At 74.6% G+C, this 20,011-nt stretch carries 20 protein-coding genes and 1 pseudogene; 7 read left to right on the plus strand and 14 right to left on the minus strand.

The annotated features are described in order from the left end of the window. Window positions 1-14 precede the first annotated feature (14 nt). The 4 genes from AB0J36_RS07525 to AB0J36_RS07540 form a co-directional block, all read right to left on the minus strand. Window positions 15-581, minus strand: coding sequence for a dienelactone hydrolase family protein (locus AB0J36_RS07525; RefSeq protein WP_357118389.1), 567 nt, complete (start codon window positions 579-581; stop codon window positions 15-17). Window positions 582-636: 55 nt separating this feature from the next. Beyond that, window positions 637-1,746, minus strand: a complete 1,110-nt coding sequence (locus tag AB0J36_RS07530; RefSeq protein ID WP_357169966.1) for a nucleotide disphospho-sugar-binding domain-containing protein — start codon at window positions 1,744-1,746, stop codon at window positions 637-639. Between the two features lie 55 nt (window positions 1,747-1,801). Continuing rightward, window positions 1,802-3,109 (minus strand): phenylacetate--CoA ligase PaaK, encoded by a 1,308-nt coding sequence (gene paaK, locus AB0J36_RS07535; RefSeq protein ID WP_363660279.1) that lies wholly within the window; start codon window positions 3,107-3,109, stop codon window positions 1,802-1,804. Window positions 3,110-3,176: 67 nt separating this feature from the next. Then, window positions 3,177-3,626, minus strand: a complete 450-nt coding sequence (locus AB0J36_RS07540) for a MarR family transcriptional regulator (protein ID WP_357118380.1) — start codon at window positions 3,624-3,626, stop codon at window positions 3,177-3,179. A 137-nt stretch (window positions 3,627-3,763) separates the two neighbouring features. On the opposite strand from AB0J36_RS07540, the gene AB0J36_RS07545 reads away from it, so the two are divergent. The 7 genes from AB0J36_RS07545 (at window position 3,764) to AB0J36_RS07575 (ending at window position 10,296) form a co-directional block, all read left to right on the plus strand. Further along, complete coding sequence (locus AB0J36_RS07545) at window positions 3,764-4,987, plus strand: MFS transporter (protein ID WP_363660280.1); 1,224 nt, start codon at window positions 3,764-3,766, stop codon at window positions 4,985-4,987. A 140-nt stretch (window positions 4,988-5,127) separates the two neighbouring features. After that, window positions 5,128-5,886 carry a class I SAM-dependent methyltransferase gene (locus AB0J36_RS07550; RefSeq protein ID WP_363660281.1) on the plus strand — a complete coding sequence of 253 codons (759 nt, stop codon included), beginning with the start codon at window positions 5,128-5,130 and terminating at the stop codon, window positions 5,884-5,886. Between the two features lie 75 nt (window positions 5,887-5,961). After that, entirely contained in the window at window positions 5,962-6,438 is a 477-nt protein-coding gene (locus AB0J36_RS07555; protein ID WP_357118370.1) for a CrcB family protein, read from the plus strand. Next, window positions 6,435-6,797, plus strand: a complete 363-nt coding sequence (gene crcB / locus AB0J36_RS07560; protein WP_363660282.1) for a fluoride efflux transporter CrcB — start codon at window positions 6,435-6,437, stop codon at window positions 6,795-6,797. The genes AB0J36_RS07555 and crcB overlap by 4 nt, the downstream gene beginning before the upstream one ends. A gap of 147 nt (window positions 6,798-6,944) precedes the next feature. Next, window positions 6,945-7,469, plus strand: a complete 525-nt coding sequence (locus tag AB0J36_RS07565; protein ID WP_357118364.1) for a PadR family transcriptional regulator — start codon at window positions 6,945-6,947, stop codon at window positions 7,467-7,469. Further along, entirely contained in the window at window positions 7,466-8,146 is a 681-nt protein-coding gene (locus AB0J36_RS07570; RefSeq protein ID WP_357118361.1) for an ABC transporter ATP-binding protein, read from the plus strand. The genes AB0J36_RS07565 and AB0J36_RS07570 overlap by 4 nt, the downstream gene beginning before the upstream one ends. Next, entirely contained in the window at window positions 8,143-10,296 is a 2,154-nt protein-coding gene (locus tag AB0J36_RS07575) for an FtsX-like permease family protein (protein WP_357169950.1), read from the plus strand. Before AB0J36_RS07570 ends, AB0J36_RS07575 begins: the two co-directional genes overlap by 4 nt. A gap of 33 nt (window positions 10,297-10,329) precedes the next feature. Here the strand turns inward: AB0J36_RS07575 and AB0J36_RS07580 are convergent. The 10 genes and pseudogenes from AB0J36_RS07580 to cobO form a co-directional block, all read right to left on the minus strand. Then, window positions 10,330-11,223, minus strand: a pseudogene (locus AB0J36_RS07580) (sirohydrochlorin chelatase); the annotation flags it as partial. Beyond that, window positions 11,220-11,816, minus strand: coding sequence for a precorrin-8X methylmutase (locus AB0J36_RS07585; RefSeq protein ID WP_357169947.1), 597 nt, complete (start codon window positions 11,814-11,816; stop codon window positions 11,220-11,222). The gene AB0J36_RS07585 and the pseudogene AB0J36_RS07580, both read right to left, overlap by 4 nt. Further along, on the minus strand, window positions 11,813-12,004 hold the full coding sequence (locus AB0J36_RS07590; RefSeq protein ID WP_357169944.1) for a 4Fe-4S binding protein: 192 nt from the start codon (window positions 12,002-12,004) through the stop codon (window positions 11,813-11,815). Before AB0J36_RS07590 ends, AB0J36_RS07585 begins: the two co-directional genes overlap by 4 nt. Further along, entirely contained in the window at window positions 11,992-13,851 is a 1,860-nt protein-coding gene (cobJ, locus tag AB0J36_RS07595) for a precorrin-3B C(17)-methyltransferase (RefSeq protein ID WP_357169941.1), read from the minus strand. Before cobJ ends, AB0J36_RS07590 begins: the two co-directional genes overlap by 13 nt. Continuing rightward, window positions 13,848-15,245: a precorrin-6y C5,15-methyltransferase (decarboxylating) subunit CbiE gene (cbiE, locus tag AB0J36_RS07600; protein ID WP_357169938.1), complete on the minus strand. Its 1,398-nt coding sequence runs from the start codon at window positions 15,243-15,245 to the stop codon at window positions 13,848-13,850. The genes cobJ and cbiE overlap by 4 nt, the downstream gene beginning before the upstream one ends. Then, window positions 15,242-16,393, minus strand: coding sequence for a cobalt-precorrin-5B (C(1))-methyltransferase (locus tag AB0J36_RS07605; RefSeq protein ID WP_357169935.1), 1,152 nt, complete (start codon window positions 16,391-16,393; stop codon window positions 15,242-15,244). The genes cbiE and AB0J36_RS07605 overlap by 4 nt, the downstream gene beginning before the upstream one ends. Beyond that, window positions 16,390-17,214 carry a precorrin-4 C(11)-methyltransferase gene (cobM, locus tag AB0J36_RS07610; RefSeq protein WP_357169932.1) on the minus strand — a complete coding sequence of 275 codons (825 nt, stop codon included), beginning with the start codon at window positions 17,212-17,214 and terminating at the stop codon, window positions 16,390-16,392. The genes AB0J36_RS07605 and cobM overlap by 4 nt, the downstream gene beginning before the upstream one ends. After that, on the minus strand, window positions 17,211-17,984 hold the full coding sequence (cobI, locus tag AB0J36_RS07615) for a precorrin-2 C(20)-methyltransferase (protein WP_357169929.1): 774 nt from the start codon (window positions 17,982-17,984) through the stop codon (window positions 17,211-17,213). The genes cobM and cobI overlap by 4 nt, the downstream gene beginning before the upstream one ends. Continuing rightward, the gene (locus AB0J36_RS07620) at window positions 17,981-19,339 is read right to left on the minus strand and encodes a cobyrinate a,c-diamide synthase (protein WP_357399036.1); all 1,359 of its coding nucleotides are present in this window, start codon (window positions 19,337-19,339) and stop codon (window positions 17,981-17,983) included. Before AB0J36_RS07620 ends, cobI begins: the two co-directional genes overlap by 4 nt. Continuing rightward, window positions 19,339-19,950 carry a cob(I)yrinic acid a,c-diamide adenosyltransferase gene (cobO, locus tag AB0J36_RS07625; RefSeq protein WP_357118340.1) on the minus strand — a complete coding sequence of 204 codons (612 nt, stop codon included), beginning with the start codon at window positions 19,948-19,950 and terminating at the stop codon, window positions 19,339-19,341. Before cobO ends, AB0J36_RS07620 begins: the two co-directional genes overlap by 1 nt. Window positions 19,951-20,011 lie beyond the last annotated feature (61 nt).

Consider the following 20,011-nt stretch of genomic DNA (forward strand, 5'->3'; position numbering starts at 1 on the left):
GCGCGGACGCGCGGTCAGGTGTCGGCGAGGAAGGCCAGCGCGCGGGGCCAGAGCGCCGTGGCGGCGTCCGGGGCGTACTCGGTCAGGGCCGGGTCGGTGAACAGGTGACCCACGCCGGGGTAGCGGAACACCGTCAGGTCGGCGCCGGCGGCGGTCATCGCCCGTTGCCACTCGTCGATTTCGTCCGGCGCGTCGTACGGGTCCGGGTCGGCGACGTGCAACTGCACCGGCAACCCGGGCCGCACGACGTCCGGCGCACCGCCGGTGCCGTGCAGCAGGAGGAGGGCGGCGGCGTCGGGGCGTTCGGCGAGCAGCGCCCCGGCCACCCCCGCGCCCATCGAGAAGCCGGCGAGGACCGTCTGCGGCGGCAGGTCGCGCAGCGCGGCGCGGGCCCGGTCGAGCACCAGCTCGTGGCCGATCTTGTCGAGCAGCGCGAAGCCGTCCTCGACGGTGTCGGCGGCGGGCACGCCGTACAGGTCGGGGGTCGTGACCTGGTGCCCGGCGGCGCGCAACCGGTCGGCGGCGGCGCGGACGGCGGGCCGCAGCCCGTACACGGAGTGGAACAGCACGACGTGGCGCATCCGGTCATCCTGCCGCCGCCGGGCCGCCGACCGGCGGGGACACGCGGGGGTGGGCTCAGACCAGCGCCGCCAGCCGGGCGATCAGGGCCGACGGCGGTGGCATCGCGGCGATCTCCTGGCTGACCTGCACGGCGACGGTCCGCAGGGTCTCGTCGGTGAGGAGCCGGGTCAGCGTGCGCGCGGTGATGTCGGCCGGGCGGGACGCGAGACCCGCGCCCCGGCGAGCCACCAGCTCCGCGTTGTGCCGCCGGTCCCCCGGACCGACGGTCGCCAGTTGCGGCAGGCCGGCGGCGAGGGCGCCGAGCGCGCTGCCCGCGCCCCCGTGATGAACCAGCGCCGCGCTCGCCGGCAACGCCTCGTCGAGCGGGATCCAGTCGACGACCCGGACGTTGGCCGGCAACGGACCGGCCGCCGTACGCCGGTCGGGGCGGACCAGCACGATCTCGGCGTCCACGTCGGGCGCGGCCGCGACCACGGCGGGCATCGGGCCCCGGTCGCCGGGGCCGGTCAGCGTGCTGCGGGTGACCAGGATCCGGGGCCGCTCGGCGGGCTCCCGCAGCCAGTCCGGCAGCTCACCGCCGCCCACGTAGGAGGTGTGGCGCAGCGGCCAGCCGTCCTGGGTCGCGACGCTGGGTGGCGCCACGGCGAGGGCGGCGGCCGGGGCGGGCAGCTCGGACAGGCCGTGCCGGCGCAGCGCGGCGCCGAGCCGGACGACGGTGGCGGCGACCAGCTCCCGGCCGTCGAAGAGGCTGTTCTCCTGGCGTACGGCGGGCACGCCCAGCCGTGCGGCGGCGACCGCCCCAGCGACCGCGAACGGCTCGTGCAGCACCAGGTCCGGTCGCCACTGCGTAGCCAGCGTGACGACCGGGTCGGTGAGCTGGTCGTTGAGCGCGCCGAAGAGCAGCCCCGCGCCCCGGGTGTCGGCGGTGCCGGCCATCTCGGCACGGGCGATCAGCGGATGGCGGAGGAAGACCCGCCGGGCGATCCGGCCGAAGTCGAAGCCCGGCGCGATGTCGTGCACGGCCAGTCCGGCGTCGGCGGCGGCCAGGGCGCCGCCGCCGGTGGCCAGCAGCACGTCGTGGCCGGCGTCGCGCAGCGCGACCGCCAGCGGCACCAGGGGGAAGGCGTGCCCGACCAGCGGAGCGGAGACCACCAGCACACGCATGGCGTCGATCCTAGGTCGACACCGGCCGACCCGTTGTCCCGCTGACCGGACGGGGTCAGCTGGCCCGTCGCTGGTCGACGATACGGCGCATCTTGCCCATCGACCGCTCCAGCGCGTCCGGGGCGAGCACGTCCACAGTGACGCTCACCCCGATCGTGTTCTTCACCAGCTCCACCAGGGCGGCACCTGCCCGCTCGGCGGCGTCCACGGCCACGTCGGCGCGTCGCTCAACCCGTACGGTGAGGGTGTCCAGCCGGCCCTGCCGGTCCAGGACGCACTGAAAGTGCGGCGAGAGCTGGGGCGTCCGCAGGATCAGCTCCTCGATCTGGGTGGGGAAGACGTTCACCCCCCGCACGATCATCATGTCGTCCGTCCGGCCGGTGATCTTCTCGATCCGGCGCATGGGGCGCGCGGTGCCGGGCAACAGCCGGGTGAGGTCGCGGGTGCGGTAGCGCACGACCGGCATCGCCTGTTTGGTCAGCGAGGTGAGCACCAGTTCGCCCTGCTCGCCGTCGGGCAGCACCGCGCCGGTGACCGGGTCGATGATCTCCGGGTAGAAGTGGTCCTCCCAGAGGTGCAACCCGTCCTTGGTCTCGACGCACTCGGTGGCCACGCCGGGGCCCATCACCTCGGAGAGCCCGTAGATGTCCAGCGCGTGGATGTCCAGGCGCTGCTCCATCTCACGGCGCATGTCCTCGGTCCACGGCTCCGCGCCGAAGATGCCGACCCGCAGCGAGGTGCTGCGCGGGTCGACGCCCTGACGCCGCATCTCGTCGACGATGGCGAGCATGTAACTGGGCGTCACCATGATGATCTCGGGCTCGAAGTCGCGGATCAGCATGACCTGCCGTTCGGTCATGCCACCGGAGACCGGGATGACCGTGCACCCCAACTCCTCGGCGCCGTAGTGGGCGCCGAGGCCGCCGGTGAAGAGCCCGTAGCCGTACGCGACGTGCACCCGGTCGCCGGGTCGTCCGCCGGAGGCGCGGATGGACCGGGCCATCAGCCGGGCCCAGGTGCGCAGGTCGTCGCGGGTGTAGCCGACCACGGTGGGTCGGCCGGTGGTGCCGGAGGACGCGTGCAGTCGGGCCACCTGCTCCCGGGGTACGGCGAACATGCCGAACGGGTAGTTGTCGCGCAGCTCCGCCTTGCCGGTGAACGGGAAACGGGCCAGGTCGGCGAGGTCCCGGCAGTCGTCGGGGTGCGCTCCGACGGCGTCGAAGGCCCGGCGGTAGTGCGGCACGTTGTCGTACGCGTGCCGCAGCGACCAGCGCAGTCGCTCGCGTTGCAGGGCGCGCAGCTCGTCGACGTCGGCGCGCTCGATCGGCTCCAACTCCTGGAGTGCCGGGGTGCGGTCCTGCATCGCGTGCCTCCCTTGGTGCGGCGATCCCGGGTACCGTACGCCCGCCGTCGTCAGCCTGACCGGGCGGTCAGCGGACGGCCGGCAGCCGGTGCAGGGCGTCGACCAGTGGGGCCAGCTCGGGGGTGGCGTGCGCCTCGGCGAGCGCGTCGGTGAGTACCCGGTCGTGGGTGGGTCGGGCGCGGGCGAGCAGCTCGGACCCGGCCGGGGTCAGCTCGGTGTAGATGCCGCGCCGGTCGTCGGCGCAGAGGATGCGGGTCAACAGTCCGCGCTGCTCCAGCCGGGTGACGAGGCGGGTGGTGGCGCTTCCGGAGAGCGCGGCGGCGCGGGCGAGTTGGCTCATCCGCATGTGCCAGCCGTCCTGCCGCGAGAGCGCGTCGAGCACCGTGTACTCGACGACGGACAGCTCGTGGCCGGCCTGCAGCGCCCGTTCCAGGGACGCCTCGATGAGCCCGTGCAGGGCGGCGAGGGTGCGCCAGCCCTGGGCGCGGATCTCGACCGCGTCATCGGCGATGCCCATCTCGGCCTCCTCGATGTGATCTGACCTGGAGCCCAGGCTACCACGCTTGCGCTTATATAGAGCGTGTGCAAGCATCTCGTTGTTAACGCGTGTAGTTGCACACGCTGCACATCCGACCCCTCCCCGATGGGATGACCATGTCCGCACGCCAACAGTCCCTGCCGCCCGGCCTGATCGCGCTGGCCATCGGCGCCTTCGGTATCGGCCTCACCGAATTCGTGATCATGGGATTGCTGCCCGAGGTGGCCGCCGACTTCGCGGTCACCGAGCCGGTCGCCGGCTGGCTGATCTCCGGCTACGCGCTCAGCGTGGCCGTCGGCGGAGTCGCCCTCACCGCGGCGGTCACCCGACTGCCCCGTAAGCCCGTACTGCTCGGCCTGATGGTGCTCTTCATCGTCGGCAATCTCCTCTCCGCCCTCGCGGGGAACTATTCGGTGATGATGGCCGGTCGCGTCGTCGCCGCGCTCTGCCACGGCGCGTTCTTCGGCATCGGCGCCGTGGTGGCCGCCGGCCTGGTCGCGCCGGCCCGTCGCGCCGGCGCCATCGCCATGATGTTCGCCGGACTGACCATCGCGAACGTGCTCGGCGTACCCTTCGGCACCTTCCTCGGGCAGCACTTCGGCTGGCGCTCCACGTTCTGGGCGATCACCGCCATCGGCGTGGTCGCCCTGATCGGGTTGGCCGTGCTCATCCCGGCCCGCGACACCGCCGACGCCAACCGCCCCGCCGGCGGCCTGCGCGGCGAGCTGGGAGCCTTCACCCACACCCAGGTCTGGCTGTCGCTGGTGATCACCGTCCTCGGCTTCGGCGGGATGTTCGGCGCGTTCACCTACATCGCCTACACCCTCACCGAGGTCAGCGGCTTCGCCAGCGGCACGGTGCCGTGGCTGCTCGTCCTCTTCGGGGTGGGCCTCTTCGCCGGCAACCTGCTCGGTGGCCGGGCGGCCGACCGGTCGCTGTCGCGCACGCTGGTCACCGTCCTGGCGGCGCTCACCGTGGTCCTCGTCGGCTTCGCGCTGACCGCGACGAGCCCGACCCTGACCATCGTCGCGCTGGTGCTGATGGGTGGGTTCGGCTTCGCCACCGTCCCGCCGCTGCAGATGCGGATCATGCACTACGCCCGCCAGGCACCGACCCTGGCGTCCGGCGCGAACATCGCCGCGTTCAACCTCGGCAACGCGCTGGGCGCCTGGATCGGCGGGGTGACCATCGCCGCCGGGTTCGGCTACACCTCGCCGATCTGGGCCGGCGCCGCGCTCACCCTGGCCGGGCTGCTGGTCCTCGTCGGGGCGCTGCGGCTGGCTCGGCGGAGCGAGCCGGCACCGACGGCCGACACGGAGGTGGCGGAGACGGCGGCCTGACCGCCGGGACGACGACGCCGGGTCGGGCGGTTGCCTGACCCGGCGTCACCTCGATCATCGCCCTGCCATCTTCTCGCAGTTGCAAAAGATGTGCAACAAGGTCTGGACAACACTCCGGTGCTGTAACTAGCCTTTTTCTTATGAGTCCTTACATCACCGATCCCTGGGCATGGCAGGAGAGCTGGGACCGCCAGCAGGAGGCGTACCTGCCGGACCGGGAACACCGCTTCACCGCCATGCTCGACACCGTCGACGCGGTCGTCGACGGTCGACCGCCGCGCGTGCTCGACCTGGCGGGTGGCACCGGGACCATCTCGCTGCGCACGCTGGCCCGCTTCCCCGACGCCGAGGTGACCCTGGTCGACCTCGATCCGGCGCTGCTCGCCATCGCCCGCGCCTCGCTCGGCGGACGCGCCACGATCGTCACCGCCGACCTCGGCGCCCCCGACTGGCACGCCGCGCTCCCCCATCGCGACTACGACGCCGTCCTCACCGCCACCGCCCTGCACTGGCTGCCGGCCGACCGGCTCGGGCAGCTCTACGCCGAACTGCGCGACGTGCTGCGCCCGGGCGGCGTCCTCGTCAACGCCGACCACATGCCCGAGGACGCGCTGCCGGCGCTGACCAAGCGACTCCTGGATCGGGCACGTGACCGGCGCGAAGCCCGCTACGCCGCCGGCTCGACGCTGTCCTGGTCGGACTGGTGGGCCCGCGCCGGCGCCGACCCGGCGCTCGCCCCGCTGGTCGCCCAGCGGCAGACGATCTATCCGAGTGGGCACAGCCCCGAGTGGACCCCGCCGGTCTCCTGGCACCTGACCGCCCTCACGGCGGCCGGCTTCGACCAGGTCGGCACCCTCTGGCGAGGCGGCGCGGACGCCGCCGTCGCGGCCGTACGCTGAGGCTGACACGCGCGGCCGCCGGCGTCCGTGAGCCGTACGCGGACACCGCCGGCGGCGGCAGTACGCTGAGAACCCGTGGCAGAGCCGCTGGACCCGCGCACCGACCCAGACGTCGACCTCCGGGTGCCCGCCGACCGGGGTGAGCTGACCGCGCACCCCGCGGCGATCGTCGCCGCCATCGCGGCGGGCGGCGTGCTCGGCGCGCTGGGCCGGGCCGGGCTGCAACACCTCGCTCCGCACGCGTCGACCGGCTTCCCGTGGGCGACGTTCGCCGTCAACACGTCCGGCTGTCTGCTGATCGGCGTGCTGATGGCGGTGCTCGGGCACCTCGGCGGCGGGCACCCCCTCGCGCGCCCGTTCCTCGGGGTCGGGATTCTCGGCGGCTTCACCACGTTCTCCACCTACGCGGTCGACATCCAGCAGGCGCTGGTCGCGGGCGCCGCGGGCACCGCGCTGGCCTACCTGGCCGCGACGCTGCTCGGGGCGCTCGTCGCGGTCGCGCTGGGTGACGCCGTCACCGCCCGACTGCTGAGCGGCGCGGCGGCCCGATGACCGTCCTGCTGATCGCCCTGGGCGCGGCCGTCGGCGCTCCCCTGCGCTACCTCACCGACCGGGCCGTGCAGTCCCGGCACACCTCGGCGTTCCCCTGGGGCACGTTGACCGTCAACGTGGTGGGCTCGCTGCTGCTCGGCGCTCTCGTCGGCGTACCGGCGGGTCCGGCGGTCAGCGCTCTCGTCGGCACCGGATTCTGTGGGGCCCTCACCACCTACTCGACGTTCAGCTACGAGACGCTGCGGCTGGCCAGGGGCGGTCGCCGGCTGTTCGCGCTGGCCAACGTGGCGGGCTGCGTCGCCGCCGGGCTCACCGCGGCCAGCGCCGGCTACGCCCTGGCCCACGCCCTGACGGCCTGACCCGCAAGGAAGGGCCCGTTACTAACGCTATGCGTTAGTAACGGGCCCTTCCTTGCAAACACCCAGCACACCCCCGGGCCAGGAGCGCGACGGCGAGTACCCCGAGGGTATATACGCGAGGTATACCCTCGGTGTAGTCTCCTGGGCATGAGCGTGCCACTGACCCTGCTCGGTCTCCTCGAACGAGAACCCAGCCACGGCTACGACCTGAAGCGCGACTACGACGCCTTCTTCGGCCGGGGCAAGCCACTGCCGTTCGGCCAGGTCTACTCGACCCTCAGCCGGCTCGCCCGGGACGGAAAGGTGGTGATCAGCGACGTCGCACCCGGCGCGGGGCCCGACCGCAAGCGCTACATCATCACCGACGTCGGCGCGACCGAGGTCGAGCAGTGGTTGACCCAGCCCGTCGACCCGGAGCCGCACCTACAGACGGTGCTCTTCGCCAAGGTCGTCCTCGCGCTGATGCTGGACCGGCCGGCCGCCGACTACCTCGACACCCAGCGCAGGGCGCACCTGCACCGGATGCGCGAGCTGACCGAGATCAAGCGCGCCGGCAACCTGGTCGACGCGCTCCTGGCCGACCACGGCCTCTACCACCTGGAGGCCGACCTCCGGTGGATCGAGATGACCGGCGCCCGACTGGACGCCCTGCGCAAGGAGGTGCGGCCATGAGCGTCGTCATCGAAGCCCGTAACGTGACGTTCGCCTTCGGACAGACGCCCGCCCTTCGGGGTGCAACCATCAGCGTCGACACCGGCGAGATCGTCGCGATCATGGGGCCCAGCGGCTCGGGCAAGTCCACCCTGCTGCACTGCCTGGCCGGCATCCTGGTGCCCGACTCCGGCGAGATCCTTTTCGACGGGGCACGCGTCGACGCCATGGACGAAAGCCGGCGCAGCGGTCTGCGCCGGGACCGGTTCGGCTTCGTGTTCCAGTTCGGTCAACTCGTCCCCGAGCTGACCGCCGTGGAGAACGTCGCGCTGCCGTTGCTGCTCGACGGCGTACACCGCAAGCAGGCGCTGCCGAAGGCGAGCGCCTGGTTCACGCGCCTCGGCCTGGACGGCCTGGAGCAGCGCCGCTCCGGCGAGCTCTCCGGCGGGCAGGCGCAACGCGTCGCCCTGGCCCGCGGCCTGGTCGCCGAGCCGCAGGTGCTCTTCGCCGACGAGCCGACCGGCGCGCTCGACTCGCTCACCGGCGAACAGGTGATGGACCTGCTGGTCAGCTCCGCCCGCGAGCAGGGCACCACAGTCATCCTGGTGACCCACGAGGCGCGGATCGCCGCGTACGCCGATCGCGAGGTCATGGTCCGCGACGGGCGCGTGAACGCGCCGGAACGGATCGCCTCATGATCCGCTTCGGCCTCCGCCTCGCCGTGGCCGGTGGCCGGGAGGCACTCACCCGCCTGCTCGTCATCGCCGCCGCCGTCGCGATCGGCAGCGGGCTGCTGCTCACCACCCTGGCCGGGGTCAACGCCGTCAACGCCCAGCTCACCCGGTACGCCTCGATGTATCCCAACGCCTCGGCCGGCGACGTCGACCCGCTGTGGTGGTCGACCCGTCAGGACTACTTCCGTGGCAAGCAGATCATCCGCATCGACGTCGCCGCGACCGGCTCGACGTCGCCCACCCCGGTCGGCGTCCCGACCGTCCCCGGCTCCGGGGAGTTCTACGCCTCGCCCGCGTTCCGCGATCTGCTGGCCGCCCACCCGGCCGCCGAACTGGGCGACCGCTACCCGGGGCGTAACCTCGGCACGGTGGGTCCGGCCGCGCTGACCTCGCCGGACACCCTGCTCATCATCGTGGGCGGCACCCCCGACCAGGTCGCCGCTCTGCCCGCCGCCAAGCAGGTCACCAGCGTCGGCGACACCCCCGCCCTCCCCGAGACCACGGTGGACCTCATCCTGGGCGTGATCGCCGGCGGGTTGCTGTTCCCGGTGCTGATCTTCATCGGCACCGCCACCCGGCTCAGCGCCGCCCGCCGGGAGCAGCGCTTCGCCGCGATGCGCCTGGTCGGCGCGACGCCCCGGCAGATCTCGACGGTCGCCGCCGTGGAGGCGACCGCCGCCGCCCTCGCCGGCACCGCCGTCGGCTTCGGTCTGTTCTACGCCTTCCGCGACCCGCTCGCGGGCATCCCGTTCACCGGCATGCCGTTCTTCCCCAGCGACATGTCCCTGGGCGTGCTGAACATCCTGCTGGTGGCGCTCGGCGTCCCGGCCGGCGCGGCGCTGGCGGCCCAGATCTCGCTGCGCCGGGTCCGGATCTCGCCGCTGGGCGTCACCCGACGGGTCACTCCCCGCGCCCCACGCGCGTACCGGCTGATCCCGATGGTGCTCGGCGTCGCCGTGCTGCTCTTCGCCCTCGGCTTCAAGCCCGCGACGTCCGACGGCCAGACCGCGGTGTTCCTGCCCGGCCTGCTGCTCATCATGGCCGGCCTGGTCCTCGCCGGTCCCTGGCTGACGATGGTCGGCGCGCGGGTGATGGCCCGGTACGCCAACCGTCCCGCCACGCTCATCGCCGCGCGACGTCTCGCCGACAACCCGAAGGCCGGGTTCCGGGCGATCAGCGGCATCATGCTCGCGCTGTTCGTGACGAGCGTGGCCGTCGGCGTGATCACCACGATCGTCGCCAACCGTGGTCCGGCGCCGGTGGGCTCGACCGACGCGGGCACGGTGAACACCGTCTTCGACGAGAAGGCGCAGTCGGTGCCCGACACGCTCTTCGCCGACCTGCACGCGATCAGCGGTGTGCGGTCGGCGACCGCCATCCGGGAGAACCCGGCGCCCACCGGCTCCGGCGAGGTCGGGGTGATCGCGTGCGCCGACCTCCCGAGCGCGTACGGCCGGTGCGCCGAAGGCGCGAGCGTCATCGAGGTGCCGATGGGCCTCAGCCGCTGGCGGGAGTCGGCATCGCCCGCGACGGTCTGGCCCGCCGCCTCGCTCACCCTCGACGACCTCCAACGGCTACCGGTGTTGTCGGTGGTCGTCGGCACGGACGGGTCCGCCACCGCCATCGAGGGCGTCCGCACCGTGCTGGAGGTCGCCTTCCCGACCTTCTGGGTGGGGCCGAACGTGCCCGGCGACTTCGAGTCGGACTTCGCCGACACGCTGCGCGGCTGGGAACAACTGGCCAACGTGATCATCGTGGCCAGCCTCGCGCTCGGCGGGTGCAGCCTCGCGGTCAGTGTGATCGGCGGTCTCACCGAACGCCGTCGACCGTTCAGCCTGCTACGCCTCAGCGGCGCCCCGGTACGGGTCCTGCGCCGGGTGGTGGCGCTGGAGAGCGCCGTACCGATGCTCGCCGTCGCCGCCGTCGCCATCGGGATGGGACTGCTCGCCGGGCACCTGTTCCTGCGGGCGCAGATGCACTACACGCTCGTCGCGCCGCCGCCGCGCTTCGCTCTGATCGTCGTCGTCGGCCTGGCTGCCTGCCTGGGCGTCATCGCCTCGACCATGCCGCTGTTGGAACGCGTCACCGGCCCGGAGACGGCCCGCAGCGAGTGAGCGTCAGGACCCGGTGGCCACCGCGATCGCCCCGTGCCCGTGGTGGTGGTGATGGTGGTGGCCAACCGGGTCGTCGGGGTGGTCGTGCGGTTGCTGCGGGCGGCCCACCTTGTCGGCGAAGCCGGGCATCAGGACCCGGTAGGCGCAGGTGTCGCAGTTCATCCGGATGTCCCCGCCCAGCGCCTCGTCGTAACGTTCGCGCACCAGGTCGGCGAGGGCGTCGCAGTCGCCGATCACGTCGGCGACGCGGACGTCCAGGTTGGGGTGGGCGGCGGCGAACTCGGCCGACTGGGCGACGATCCGGTCGGGCAGCACCCCGGCGAACAGGAAGTACGGCGCGACGACGATCCGCCGCGCGCCGAGCCGGCGCAGCCGTTCCAGCACCGCCGGCACGGACGGTTCGGCGAGGGAGATGAACCCGGGCTCGACGCCCGCGTACCCGCGCCCCTCCCAGAGCAGCCGGGCGACCTTGGCGACCTCGGCGTTGGCGTCCGGGTCGGTGGAGCCGCGCCCGATGAGCGCCACCCAGGTACCGGCCCGGTCGGCGTCCGCCGACGTGGTGCCCGCCAAGGCGGCGTCGATGCGCTCCTCGAGGGCCGTGTGCAGCAACGGGTGAGGGCCGAGCGGACGCCCGTAGCGGTACGTCAACCCGGGGTGCCGCTGCTGTTCACGGGCCATCGCGGCCGGGATGTCGCCCTTGCCGTGCCCGGCGCCGGTGAGCACCAGCGGCAGCGCGACCAGGTTCCGGTGACCGCGCCCGACGAGCGTGCCGACCGCGTCGGTGAGCGGCGGACGGGACAGCTCGATGAAACCGCCCTCCACGTCGCCGATCTCACCCCGACGGCGGACCCGCTCGACGAGCGCGGCGAACTGGTCGACCCCGGCCGCGCTGCGCGTGCCGTGCCCGACGATGACCAACCCGGTCATGACCTCTCCTCGCTGTAGAGCAGGGCATTGAGGGCGGCGGCGGCGACCGCCGAGCCGCCCTTCTCGCCCACGTTGGACACCCCGGGCAGGCCGCTGGCCCGCAGCGCCGCCTTCGATTCGGCCGCGCCCACGAAGCCGACCGGCAGGCCGACGACCAGCGCCGGGGCGGCGTCCAGGGTGAGTAGTTCGACGAGCGCGGTCGGCGCGCAGCCGACCACCCAGACCGCGCCGGGGCCGACCCGGTCCAGGGCGATCCGCACGGCCGCCGCCGAGCGGGTGATGCCGGCCGCGCGGCCCAGCTCGGCGGCGGCCGGCTCGGCGACCGGGCAGACGAGTTCCAGTCCGGCCCGGGTGATGCCGGCGGCGACCATCGCCACGTCCGTCACCACGGGTGCGCCCGCGCGCAGCGCGGCCAGCCCCGCCTCCAGGGCCACCTCGTCGCAGACCAGCTCGTCGACGTACGCGAGGTCGGCGCTGGCGTGCACCACCCGCTCGGTAACCGCCCGGGTCAGTGGTGGCAGGTGCGACAGGTCGACGCGCTCGCGCAGGATGCGGTACGACTCGACCTCGATGGGATGCACCGTCCGGCTCATCGGGCTCCTTCCCAGGGCTCGGTCACGCGGATCGCGTCGACCGGGCAGATCTCCAGGCACTCCAGGCAGCCGGTGCACCGGTCGGCGCGTACCGTGAGGCCGCCGGCGACCGGCCTGATCGCGTGCGTGGGGCAGGTCAGCAGGCACGCGCCGCAGCCCTGGCAGGCGTCGATGGTCACGAGCGCCACCGGTACCCCCGGGGTGTGACCATCCGCCCGGCGACCAGCCGGGTGTCGCTGTTGCCCACCACCACCACGCTGTACATGTCGACGATGGCCGCGTCGAGCGTGGCCACCGTCGCGAGGTGCACCCGCTCGCCGGGGCGGCTGGCGTTGCGCACCACCCCGACCGGGGTGTCCGGCGGCCGGTGCGCGGCGAGGATGCCGAGCGCCTTGCCGAGCTGCCAGTCGCGGGCGCGGCTGCGCGGGTTGTAGAACACCGTCACGAAGTCACCCTCGGCGGCGGCGCTCACCCGCCGCTCGATGACCTCCCACGGAGTGTGCAGATCGGACAGACTGACGTAGGCGTGGTCGTGCCCGAGTGGCGCGCCGAGCAGCGCCCCGGCGGCGAGGGCGGCGGTCACCCCGGGCACGCCCACCACGTCGATCCGCTCGTCGGCGTACTCCAGGGCGGGGCTCGCCATCGCGTACACCCCGGCGTCGCCGGACCCGATGAGCGCGACCGCGCGGCCGGCGGCGGCCTCGGCCACGGCGGCCCTGGCCCGCGCCTCCTCCGCGCCGAGCGAGCTGGCGAGCACCCGGGTGCCCGGCCGCAGCACGTCGCGGACCTGGTCGACGTACTGGTCCAGGCCCACCACCACGGCCGCGCGGCGCAGCTCCGCCACCGCCCGGGGAGCGCGCAGGTCGGCCGCGCCCGGCCCGAGACCGACGACGGCGAGCCGGCCGCGCGGCGCGTGCCGCGCCACCGCCACGGTCGCCATCGCCGACGCGGTCTTGCCCACCAGCAGCGTCGCGTCGCCGGCCCGGCCGTCCGCGCCGAGCAGGGCCGCGGCCTCCGCGACGCTCGGCGTGCCGACCGCCGCCCGGACCACCTCGCTGGGGTGCGGCACGTCGACCGCGGCGAGGCGCGTCGCGGGCCAGGTCACCAGGGGTACGCCGAGCGCGTCGGCGGTGCTGCGGATGCCCGCCTCGTCAGCCTTGATGTCGGCGCTGGCCAGGCAGCTCAGGCTCGCCGGGTCGACGCCGGCCTCGGCCAGCACCCGGTGCAGCAGTTCGGCCACCTCGGCGGCCGGTACGCCCCGACTCGCCCCGACACCGGCGACCAGCGACGGCGGTCGCAGCACGGCGGTCCGCGCGTCGATCGGCACCACCCGATCGGTGACCAGCAGTCGGTAGTGACCGCCGGTCGCCTTCTCGTCGGCCGCGCTGCCGGTGACGCCCTCGTCGAACGCGCCTTCGACGAACGCGCCTTCGACGAACGCGCCTTCAACGGCCACGCCTTCGACGGACGTGGCCCCGGGGTGGCCGGCATGGCCGGCGCCGGCCTCGGGCTGGACGACGCGCACGTTCGGTGGCAGGGCGGGTAGCGGCCAGGCGGCGTCGGCGACCAGCTCGACCGGCTCACCGTCCAGGATGGCCCGGGACACCGCGGCGACCGCGCCCCGCACGGGCCAGCCGAGGGTGTCCAGCCCGGGCAGCCCGACCGCGTCGGTGGCGGTGGTGACCACCGGTTGGGCGTCCAGTAGCGCGCCGACCCGCTCGGCGAGGTCGTTGCCGCCGCCGGCGTGACCGCCCAGCAGCGCCACCGAGTGCCGGGCCGCCTCGTCGACGACCACCACGGCCGGGTCGGTGCGCTTGTCGCCGAGCAGCGGCGCGAGGACGCGTACCACCGCGCCGGTGGCCAGGAACGCGACCACCGCGTCACATTCCGCCCAGGCGGCGCGTAGCGCGTCGGCGACGCCGTCGCCCTCGACCAGCCGGGCGTGCGGCCAGGCGGCGGCCAGGATGTCGGCGTGCCGCCGACCGGCGGCGGTGGCCGCCACCAGGCCGATCCGCGCCGGAGTGTTGTCGTTCACGGGCGCTCCCCGGTGAGGACGACCACCGGGTTGGTGGCCGCGAGACGGATCGACCCGCCGGGCAGGTCGGCGAGGCGGGCGGCGGCGAGCTGGCTGCCCTCGACCCGGTAGCCGGCGGCGCGCAGCAGCGCCACCGCCGGCGCGACGCGATCCAGCGCGGCCAGGGTGAGCACGATCCGCTCGGGGCGGCGGGCCACCACGGCGGCGAGGACGTCGACGCCGCCGCCACCCACGAAGACCGCGTCCGGTTCGGGCAGACCATCAAGCGCCGTCGGGGCACGCCCGACGACGATCCGGACGTCGACGGCGTGCGTGGCGGCGTTCTCCCGAATCGTCGCGGCGGACGCCGGGTCCTGCTCGACGGCGAGCACGGCCGCGCCGAGTAGCGCGCACTCGATGCCGACCGAGCCGCTGCCCGCGCCGACGTCCCAGACGAGGCGACCCAGCCGGGGGCGCAGCCGCGCGACGACCAGGGCACGCACCTCCGACTTGGTGATCATCGAGTCGCGGTGGGCGTACCGGCTCTCCGGCAGCGCCCAGCCGCCGACCGGCGCGGCGGCCGGCTGGTTGTCGACGCGCATCCCACCGACCGCGACGGGTTCGGGAGCTGGCGCGGGCACGGCCCGCGCGGGCGCAGACACGGGCACGGCTGGCTCGGACACGGCGGGCACGGGCACGGCGGGCACGGGCACGGCGGGCACGGGCACGGCGGGCTCGGACACGGCGACGCTGAGCAGGACGTGTGGGTCGGGCCAGGTGCCGGCGGCGGCTTGCGCAGGGCTCATCTCCCGCACCCGTTCGGCGTCGGTGCCGAGGTTCTCGGCGACCAGCAGGCGTCGGGACCAGCCGACGAGGCCGGCGCCCACTTCGGCGGCCCCGGCCCCCGGCGCGGTGAGGACCGCGACCAGCGGCAGCGCCCGGCAGGCGTTCAGCGCCGGTCGGAGGTCGCGGCCGTGCGCGGTCACCACGGCCGCGCCGTCCCAGGACAGTCCGGCGCGGGCGAACGCGGCGGCCACACTGGACACCGCCGGCACCACCCGCAGCGGCAGCCCGGCCGCGCGCAGCCGCCGGACGATCCCGAACAGGCCGGGATCGCCGCTGGCCAGCACGACGGCCGGCACCCGGGCGTCGACGGCGTCGGCCAACCGGCGCAGGGCCGGGGCGAGCGGTCCGAGGACGATGGTCTGCGCGCTCCCCGGTACGGGCACCGCGGCCAGGTGCCGGGCCGCCCCGACCACCAGTCCCGCGCCGGCCAGCGCGGAGGCGAGGGCGGGATGCGGCGGCGCCCCGGCGGCGTCGAGCCCGACCACGGTCACCAGCGCGTCCGGGGATGCCACCGTCGCCGTCGCTTCGCTTGAGGTCACTCCGCCCACCAGCGCGTCCGGGGCGCTCATCGCGGCCACCGGCCGGACGAGGCGACGACCCGCGCGCCGGCGAAGTCGACCATCGCCACGTCCACGGTGACCGTCGGCCCGGCGAAGCGTCGTAGCACCGCCTGGACCCGTTGGCAGAGCAGGTCCCCGGCCGCACCGAGCAGGCCGGCCGCCTCCCACAGCTCGTACGCGTGCCGCCCGGTGTTGGCCTCGGTCACGGCGGCGACGAGCGCCGGATCGCCACCGGCGTCGGCGGTCACCGCGCCGAGCAGGGACAGGTCCACCGTGGAGCGGGTGTAGTGGGTCATCAGAATGCCGGCGGCGAGCTTGGCGAGCTTGCCGGCCATGCCGACGAAGACCACGCCGGTCATCGCGTCCTCGACGGCGGCGCTCACCGCCGCGCCGGTGAAGTCGCCCACCTCGACGAAGCACACCTCGGGCAGGTCGGGCAGCAGCGCGCGGGCGGCCCGCTCGGTACGCCCACCGGTGCACAGCACCACGGTCCGCTCGCCCTGGGCGGCCATGACGTGCACGGCCTGCACCACGCTGGCCCGCCAGGAGGCGGTGGAGAAGGGCCGGACGATTCCGGTGGTGCCGAGGATCGAGATGCCGCCGAGGATGCCGAGCCGCCGGTTGGTGGTCTTGCGGGCCATGATCTCGCCCCGGGGCACGCTGATGACCACGCGCACACCGACCTCGGTGAGGTCGACGACCTCGGCCACCGCCTCGCCGATCATCCGGCGGGGCGTGTCGTTGATGGCCGGTCCGCCGACGGCGAGCCCGAGGCCGGGTTTGGTGACGGTGCCGACGCCGGTGCCGCCGGCCAACCGCAGCCCAGGGGCGTCCGTGTAGTCCACGGTGGCGGTCAGCTCGGCGCCGTGGGTGACGTCCGGGTCGTCCCCGGCGTCCTTGACCACGACCGCCTCGGCGCGCACCGGTGGGCTGCCGGTCACCTCGCAGCGTTCCACCGGGAAGCGCACCCGTCGCCCGGCGGGCAGGCCGATCTCCACCTCAGGTTGGATTTCGCCGGTGACCAGGGCGGTGACCGCCGCCTTGGCCGCCGCGGTCGCGCACGCGCCGGTGGTCCAGCCGGTCCGTAGCGCGGTGGGCCGGACCTTCGCCGTACGCGGCAGGTCCGGCTCGCGCAGCGGCGGTTCGGCGTACGTCATGGGGTTTCTGTCTCTCCGGCGCGGGCGCGGCGCAGCTCGGCGCGGGCGGCCGGTTCGGCGCGACGGAAGGTGTGGAAGTGCCCCGGGTGGTAGAGGTGCGAGCGGGTGCCCGTCGCGGCGAGGGCCGGGCCGACCAGGAACAAGGTGTGTTTCCACAGCTTGTGCCGCTTGACGGTGGCCTCCAGGGTGCCGACCGTGCAGCGCACGACCAGCTCGTCGGGCCAGGTGGCCTGGTACGCCACGACGGCCGGAGTGTCCGCCGGGTAGCCGCCGGCCAGCAGTTCGGCCTGCACCTGCCCGGAGCGGGCGGCGGAGAGGAACAGCGCCATGGTGGTGCCGTGCCGGGCGAAGTCGCGGACCCGCTCGCCGGGCGGCATGGGGGTCTTGCCGCCTTCGAGGCGGGTGAGGATCACCGACTGGGCGACCTCGGGCACGGTCAGTTCCCGCCCGACGATCGCGGCCACGGCGGTGAACGACGACACCCCGGGGACGATCTCGACGGCCAGGTCGAGCGCCCGGCACAGGTCCAGTTGCTCCTGCACCGCGCCCCAGAGGGCCGGGTCGCCGGAGTGGATGCGCGCCACGGTCAGCCCCTGCGCGGCGGCCCGCTCGTAGAGCGGCAACACCCCCTCGATGGGCAGTTGCGACGAGTCGACGACCTTCGCGTCGGGGCGGGCGTGGTCGAGCACGTCGGCGTGCACCAGGCTGGCCGCCCAGATCACGACGTCCGCCGTGGCGATCACGCGGGCGGCCCGCAGGGTCAGCAGGTCCGCCGCGCCCGGGCCGGCGCCGACGAACCACACCTTGCCGTCGCTGGTCACAGTTTTCCTCCTCGGTACGCGCGCCGGGCGGGGACCAGCAGCGTGGACAGGTACGGCAGGTCGGGCCCGGCGTCGTCGACCGGGCCGATCCGTTCGCCGGGCAGGCCCAGGGCGCGCCCGAGCACCGCGTCGGGAAGGCGGTCCTGCCGGCGTAACTCGGCCAGCAGCTCGGGGTGCCGTCGCCAGCCCTTGTAGACGACCACGGTGCCCGGCCCGGCGAGGGCGTCGGCGAACGGCGCGAGGCCGGCGGTGGCCGGCAGCAGCGTGAGCGGTTCGCGTCCCTCCACGAGCGGGGTGCCGCTGCGCGCGGCCAGCTCCTGCATGGCGGTGACGCCGGGCACCGTCGCCACCCGCACGGCGGGGCGCAGGGCCCGCACGCTCTGCGCCAGGTAGCCGAAGGTGGAGTAGACGTTGGGGTCGCCGATGGTGGCGAAGGCCAGCGATCGCGCGCCCGCGTCGATCGCCTCGACGACCGTCCCGGCGGCCTCGTCCCAGGCCGCCGTGCGGCGGGCGGTCACCCCACCTCGATCGTCGAGGGCGAACGGCAGCCGGCGCAGCCGGTCCGCCGCGACGTAGGCCCGGACGGTCGCCTCGGCCCGTCCGGCGTCCGCGCCCGGCGGCGTCGGACCGGTCGTCGCGCTGGTCTCGGCCCGGTCCGCCATCACGGGTACGAAGACCACGTCGGCCTCGCGCAGGACCCGCACCGCCTTGACGGTGAGCAGTTCCGGGTCGCCCGGTCCGACGCCGACGCCGGTCAGCGTGGCGGTCATCGGGCCGCCTCGACCAGCCGGCGGGCCGCCGCGGGGTGCCCGGCCCAGTGGGTGTGCAGGTAGGAGGCGTGCACCCGACCGTCGACGAAGCCGTGCTCGGTGTCGTTCCAACGCCACGCCGGCGCCTTGCCGTGTCCGGGGTCGGTGGTGGTGCGGTGGAACTCGTGGCCGCGTACCGGCTCGCCCGTCCGGGCCACCGGTGAGTCGGTGACGGCGACGGCCTCGCGGTAGCCGAGGGTGAGCCGGCCGGTCATCTGGGCGGTCAGGTCCAGCCGCCCGCACATGGGTACGCCGTCCAGGGACCGCCCGAGGTAGAGCAGCCCGGCGCACTCGGCCACGATCGGCCCGTCGAAGTCGGCCAGCTCGGCGCGGAGCGTGCCGTTGCCCGCGAGGGCCTCGGCGTACGCCTCGGGGAAGCCGCCGCCGATGACCACCGCCCGGGTGCCGCTGGGCAGCGCCGGGTCGCGCAGCGGGTCGACGGTGACGATGTCCGCGCCGGCAGCCGTGAGGAGTTCGGCGGTCTCGGCGTACGAGAAGGTGAAGGCCGGACCACCGGCGAGCGCGACCCGTGGCCGCCCGACGCCGGCCGGCCCGCCGACGGCCTGGACCGGGTCCCAGGCCGGGGCGGTCAGCGGCCCGGCGCTGCGGGCCAGGTCGAGGACGGCGTCGAGGTCGACGGTGGCCTCGACCAGTTCGGCGAGCGCGGTGACGATGGCGAGCGATTCGGGGGCCCGTTCGGCGACCGGTACCAGCCCGAGGTGCCGGGCCGGCGCGGCGACCTCGGCGGCGCGGGTGACGGCCCCGAGCACCGGTACGCCCACCTCGGCGAGGGCGTCGCGCAGCAGCGTCTCGTGGCGGGGCGAGCCGACCCGGTTGAGGATCACGCCGCCGACCCGCACGGCGGGGTCGAACGCGGCCATGCCGAGGGTCAGCGCCGCGGCGGAGCGGCCCTGCGCGGTGGTGTCCAGCACCAGCAGCACGGGCGCGTCGACGAGCCGGGCGACGTGTGCCGTGGAGGCGAAGTCGCGCCGGCCCACCGCGCCGTCGTGCAGGCCCATGACGCCCTCCACCACGGCGATGTCGGCGGGCGTGGGGACGCTCGCGCCGTGCCGCAGCAGGCCGGCGATCCGCTCGGCCCCGACCAGGAACGGGTCGAGGTTGCGACCGGGCCGGCCGGCGGCGAGGGCGTGGTAGCCGGGGTCGATGTAGTCCGGGCCGACCTTGTGCGGGCTGACCGCGAGGCCGCGTCGACGCAGCGCGGCGAGCAGCCCGGTGGCGACCGTCGTCTTGCCGTGGCCGCTGGCCGGCGCGGCGACCACCACCCGGGGCAGCGACAACGGTTCGGCGGGGGCGATCACCACTCGATGCCCTTCTGGCCCTTCTGACCGGCGTCCATCGGGTGCTTGACCTTGGTCAGCTCGGCGACCAGGTCGGCGGCGGCGACCAGGCGCGGGTCGGCGTCGCGACCGGTGATGACGACGTGCTGGAAGCCGGGCCGGTCGGCGAGGGTGGCGACCACCTCGTCGACGTCCACCCAGCCCCACTTCATCGGGTAGGTGAACTCGTCCAGCACGTACAGCCCGTAACGCTCGGCGGCCAGGTCCCGCTGGATCTGCCGCCACCCCTCCAGGGCGTCGGCGGCGTGGTCGGCCTCGCCGCCGCGCTGGATCCAGGACCAGCCCTCACCCATCTTGTGCCAGGCGACCGGCGCGCCCTGGCCGGTACGCTCGTGCACCTCGCCGAGCGCCCGGAAGGCGTTCTCCTCCCCGACCCGCCACTTGGCGCTCTTGACGAACTGGAAGACTCCGATCGGCAGGCCGGCCGTCCAGGCCCGCAGCGCCAGCCCGAAGGCGGCCGTCGACTTCCCCTTCATCTGTCCGGTGTGGACGACGAGCAGCGGCCGATTCCGCCGCTGCCGCGTCGTCAACCCGTCCGCGGGCACGTGACTCGGCTGTCCCTGCGGCATCAGAGTTCCCCCCTCATCGTCAAGCCCCGCGCGCCCTCCGCGCCCCGCGCGCCCTCCGCGC

The sequence above is a fragment of the Micromonospora sp. NPDC049662 genome, from assembly GCF_040675055.1.
Taxonomy (GTDB): Bacteria; Actinomycetota; Actinomycetes; order Mycobacteriales; family Micromonosporaceae; genus Micromonospora.

Excerpts from the sequence above, each read along its gene's own strand:
- AB0J36_RS07525 (WP_357118389.1), bottom strand. The coding sequence starts at position 581 with ATGCGCCACGTCGTGCTGTTCCACTCCGTGTACGGGCTGCGGCCCGCC.
- AB0J36_RS07530 (WP_357169966.1), bottom strand. The coding sequence starts at position 1,746 with ATGCGTGTGCTGGTGGTCTCCGCTCCGCTGGTCGGGCACGCCTTCCCC.
- paaK (WP_363660279.1), bottom strand. The coding sequence starts at position 3,109 with ATGCAGGACCGCACCCCGGCACTCCAGGAGTTGGAGCCGATCGAGCGC.
- AB0J36_RS07540 (WP_357118380.1), bottom strand. The coding sequence starts at position 3,626 with ATGGGCATCGCCGATGACGCGGTCGAGATCCGCGCCCAGGGCTGGCGC.
- AB0J36_RS07545 (WP_363660280.1), top strand. The coding sequence starts at position 3,764 with ATGTCCGCACGCCAACAGTCCCTGCCGCCCGGCCTGATCGCGCTGGCC.
- AB0J36_RS07550 (WP_363660281.1), top strand. The coding sequence starts at position 5,128 with ATGAGTCCTTACATCACCGATCCCTGGGCATGGCAGGAGAGCTGGGAC.
- crcB (WP_363660282.1), top strand. The coding sequence starts at position 6,435 with ATGACCGTCCTGCTGATCGCCCTGGGCGCGGCCGTCGGCGCTCCCCTG.
- AB0J36_RS07565 (WP_357118364.1), top strand. The coding sequence starts at position 6,945 with ATGAGCGTGCCACTGACCCTGCTCGGTCTCCTCGAACGAGAACCCAGC.
- AB0J36_RS07570 (WP_357118361.1), top strand. The coding sequence starts at position 7,466 with ATGAGCGTCGTCATCGAAGCCCGTAACGTGACGTTCGCCTTCGGACAG.
- AB0J36_RS07575 (WP_357169950.1), top strand. The coding sequence starts at position 8,143 with ATGATCCGCTTCGGCCTCCGCCTCGCCGTGGCCGGTGGCCGGGAGGCA.
- AB0J36_RS07585 (WP_357169947.1), bottom strand. The coding sequence starts at position 11,816 with ATGAGCCGGACGGTGCATCCCATCGAGGTCGAGTCGTACCGCATCCTG.
- cbiE (WP_357169938.1), bottom strand. The coding sequence starts at position 15,245 with ATGAGCGCCCCGGACGCGCTGGTGGGCGGAGTGACCTCAAGCGAAGCG.
- AB0J36_RS07605 (WP_357169935.1), bottom strand. The coding sequence starts at position 16,393 with ATGACGTACGCCGAACCGCCGCTGCGCGAGCCGGACCTGCCGCGTACG.
- cobI (WP_357169929.1), bottom strand. The coding sequence starts at position 17,984 with ATGACCGCCACGCTGACCGGCGTCGGCGTCGGACCGGGCGACCCGGAA.
- cobO (WP_357118340.1), bottom strand. The coding sequence starts at position 19,950 with ATGCCGCAGGGACAGCCGAGTCACGTGCCCGCGGACGGGTTGACGACG.